Consider the following 3,449-nt stretch of genomic DNA (forward strand, 5'->3'; position numbering starts at 1 on the left):
TGATTTTTGGCACGCTGTTGAGTTCTCAAGGAACGGACGCTTCCTTTGTACTCACCCTCTCGGGCTTTCCTCCGGGCGCTTCCCTTCGGTATTTCGTGTTTCCAACCTTACCAGATCCGTTTTCCGTTCCGTTTCCGGTTCGGAGTTTCATTTCCGGTGGCCGTTGGAGGGCCTTTGCCTTTCGGCTGATCCGACTTTATCAGAAGTTTTCGGCCGGACTGACCGGCTTGGAATTTCCGATTTATCGGGAGTGGCTTCTCGATCAATGAAATTCAAGAAGCAGGCAGATGTTAAACCCTTGCCGTTGAACTTGTCCAGTTCTAGGCAACTGTTCGAATCTACCTCCCCAGTTGGTCCGTGTCAACGGCTTTCTTGGGGCGAGGAGGACAGTAGCAGGTCAGAGGGTTCCGACGCACATCACGCTGCGGTCGGGAGCACAGCGCTGCGTTCCTTGCTCTCGAGGTCGCCGGTTTCACCGGTACGTGCCGCTCGGCCGCCGAGGACGTAGACGTACGTGAGGAAGGCGAGCTCGGCGGCGATGCCGATGCCGATGCGGGCCCAGGTGGGGAGGCCGGAGGGGGTGACGAAGCCTTCGATGGCGCCGGAGACGAAGAGGACGAGGGCCAGGCCGATGGCCATGCCCAGGGCTGCGCGGCCTTCTTCCGCCAGGGCTGTGCGACGCGTGCGCGGGCCTGGGTCGATGACCGTCCAGCCGAGCCGCAGGCCCGTACCCGCGGCTACGAAGACCGCGGTCAGTTCGAGGAGGCCGTGCGGGAGGACGAGGCCGAGGAAGGTGTCGAGGCGGCCGGCCGAGGACATCAGACCGATACCGACGCCCAGGTTGAGCATGTTCTGGAAGAGGATCCAGATGACGGGGAAGCACAAGAAGCCGCCCAGGACGAGGCACATCGCGGCTGCCTGTGCGTTGTTCGTCCACACCTGAGCGGCGAAGGACGCCGCGGGGTGGCTCGAGTAGTACGTCTCGTACTCACCGCCGGGGCGGGTGAGGTCGCGCAGTTCGGAGGGGGCGCCGATCGTCGACTGCACCTCGGGGTGGGTGCCGATCCACCAGCCGAGCAGGGCCGCGAGGGCCGTGGAGAGCAGTGCGGTGGGGACCCACCAATGACGTGAGCGGTAGACCGCCGCGGGGAAGCTGTGCGTGAGGAAGCGGGTGACGTCGCGCCAGGAGGCACGACGGGTTCCTGTCACGGCACTACGCGCGCGGGCCACGAGGTTGGTGAGGCGGCCCGTCAGCTGAGGGTCCGGGGTCGTGGACTGGATCAGCGAGAGGTGGGTGGCGGCACGTTGGTAGAGAGCGACGAGTTCGTCCGCTTCGGCGCCGGTGAGACGGCGCTGGCGGCGCAGCAGTGCGTCCAGACGGTCCCACTCGGCTCGGTGGGCGGACACGAAGACATCGAGGTCCATCAGCTGGCTGCTCCTCGTACTGCGGCGCGATGCGTTCTCAGCTTGGCAGACTGGCTGTTCCAAGAGCAGGGCAGGGAAGGGTGGCGAGCGTGAGCGGGCTGGTTACAGGTGAGGCGGTGGCCCTGGAGCTGCGGCCCGCGAAGCTGCCGAGCCGGATGCTCGCCGTGGTCATCGATCTGGCGGCGGCCTTCGCGGTCTATCTCGCGGTGACGGTGGGGATCGTGGCTTCGACGGCTTCCCTGGACGACGCCGCGGCCGCTGCGGTCGCGGTGGCCACCTTCCTGTTGGTGCTGGTCGGTGGGCCGATCGCGGTGGAGACGCTGAGTCATGGCCGGTCGTTGGGAAAGCTGGCGTGCGGGCTGCGGGTGGTGCGGGACGACGGCGGGCCGATCCGCTTTCGGCATGCGCTGGTGCGGGGCGCCGTCGGTGTGGTCGAGATCCTGCTGACTTTCGGGATCGTCGCATGCATCGCGTCGCTGGTCTCGGCGCGCGGGCGGCGGCTCGGTGATGTGTTCGCGGGGACGCTGGTCGTACGGGAGCGGGTGCCCGCCGGGCGGGCCGCCTTCGTTCCGCCTCCCCCGCCCTGGCTCGCCGGGCGGTTCTCGGGGCTCGATCTGTCCGGGGTGCCGGAGGGGCTGTGGTTGGCGATCCGCCAATATCTGACGCGGATGGGGCAGTTGGATCCGCAGGTGGGTTGGGGGATGGCCGAGCGGCTCGCGGCTGACCTGGCGGCCCGTACGGGTACTCCGGCGCCTCCCGGGGTGCCCCCGGCCGCCTATCTGGCGGCTGTGGTGCAGGAACGTCAGACGCGTGACGCGCGAAGGGCCTTTGGTGGGGCGGCAGTTGGTGCCGCTCCTGTGGGCATGGCCGGTGGTGCTGCTCCTGTCGGGCCACCGGTGCCGTCCGCGGGTGCGCCGGGGATGGTGCCTCCGGCGGGGTGGGCGCAGCAGCCGATGGAGCGGGCTCCCCTGCCGCCGCCCGTGGCCGGGGCCGGGCGCGAGTCTGGGAGCGGTGGGGGTACGGAGAGGACCGAGGGGCCTGCGACGGGGTTCGCGCCGCCTGGTTAGAACGCCCGGGGCAGGTGCGGGAGTTGGGCGTCGGATGGCCTGGGCGGCCGTCAGGTGGTGAAGGCGTTGGGTGGGGATTCGAGGTTCTCGAGCTCGATGCCGGGGGCGGCCAGGACCACGTCGCCGCTGATGTGGATCGTGTGCTGCTCGCCCGTCTCCAGGTCGCTGACCTGGTATTCGTCCACGGTCAGCGGGCCGTTGTCAGTGGCGTGTGCTTCTCTCTTCAGCAGGGTCCAGGACTGGTCGAGGGTGCGGGGGGCCAGGACCGGATCCGTGAAGGCGACCAGGCGTACGCGGGTCGTGGGGGACGGTGCGGGCGGCTGGGGGGCCGCGGGGGAATCGGAGGTGTGGGGGGTGAGGCGCAGGAGCCGGGCTGTCGCGATGAGGAACGCCGGGGAGGTGCCGGTGAAGGCGTGGGCGCGGACATTGCCTTCGGTGGCGTGTTCTCCCGTGGGGTCGGTGCGCACCCAGGTGACGCCGTCGAGAGCGGCGCCGCGGACCTGCCAGTCGGCGGAGTGGAGTTCGAGGCGGATGGGGCGGCCGCGGTCGTCGAGGGCCAGGTCGACGGAGCCGGTGGGGTCGCCGGAGGGGGTGGTCCGCTGGGCGACGTAGCGCCAGCCGGAGGGGCCGGGCGCGCAGTGGAAGTGTTCTTCGCCGAGGGGGGTGTGATCGTGCGGATCGTGAAGCGAATATCGGCCGCGGGGCATGGGGATCAAGTCCTCGGTCTGGTGCTGGGGCCGCCCTGACGGGGGCAGGCCCCCGCCGCGGGGGCGAGGGCCTGCTCTCAAGTGCGGCTGACGGCCGGTGAGTTGTCCGTCAGTAGCGGTAGTGGTCGGGCTTGTACGGGCCCTCGACCTCGACACCGATGTAGGCGGCCTGCTCGGGACGGAGCGTGGTGAGCTTGACGCCCAGCGCGTCCAGGTGAAGCCGCGCCACCTTCTCGTCCAGGTGCTTGGG

General features: G+C 69.2%; 5 protein-coding genes. 2 read left to right on the plus strand and 3 right to left on the minus strand.

Features of this window, described 5'->3' with window-relative positions; translation table 11 throughout:
* Window positions 1-269 (plus strand): hypothetical protein (locus ACFWYM_RS44880; RefSeq protein WP_384851353.1); only part of this gene is annotated, 269 nt, incomplete at its 5' end.
* A 148-nt stretch (window positions 270-417) separates the two neighbouring features.
* On the opposite strand, the gene ACFWYM_RS44885 is transcribed toward ACFWYM_RS44880, so the two are convergent.
* Complete coding sequence (locus ACFWYM_RS44885) at window positions 418-1,425, minus strand: stage II sporulation protein M (RefSeq protein ID WP_384851354.1); 1,008 nt, start codon at window positions 1,423-1,425, stop codon at window positions 418-420.
* A gap of 89 nt (window positions 1,426-1,514) precedes the next feature.
* Here ACFWYM_RS44885 and ACFWYM_RS44890 point away from each other — a divergent pair, with 89 nt between their 5' ends.
* Window positions 1,515-2,492, plus strand: coding sequence for an RDD family protein (locus ACFWYM_RS44890; RefSeq protein WP_384851355.1), 978 nt, complete (start codon window positions 1,515-1,517; stop codon window positions 2,490-2,492).
* 50 nt (window positions 2,493-2,542) lie between these two features.
* Here ACFWYM_RS44890 and ACFWYM_RS44895 read toward each other — a convergent pair whose 3' ends face one another.
* Together ACFWYM_RS44895 and ACFWYM_RS44900 are read right to left on the minus strand one after the other, a co-directional pair.
* Window positions 2,543-3,199 (minus strand): hypothetical protein, encoded by a 657-nt coding sequence (locus ACFWYM_RS44895; RefSeq protein ID WP_384851356.1) that lies wholly within the window; start codon window positions 3,197-3,199, stop codon window positions 2,543-2,545.
* A gap of 109 nt (window positions 3,200-3,308) precedes the next feature.
* The coding region (locus ACFWYM_RS44900) for an adenosylhomocysteinase (RefSeq protein WP_384851357.1) at window positions 3,309-3,449 on the minus strand (141 nt) is incomplete at its 5' end.

It is taken from the genome of Streptomyces sp. NPDC059009 (assembly GCF_042740175.1).
GTDB lineage: Bacteria > Actinomycetota > Actinomycetes > Streptomycetales > Streptomycetaceae > Streptomyces.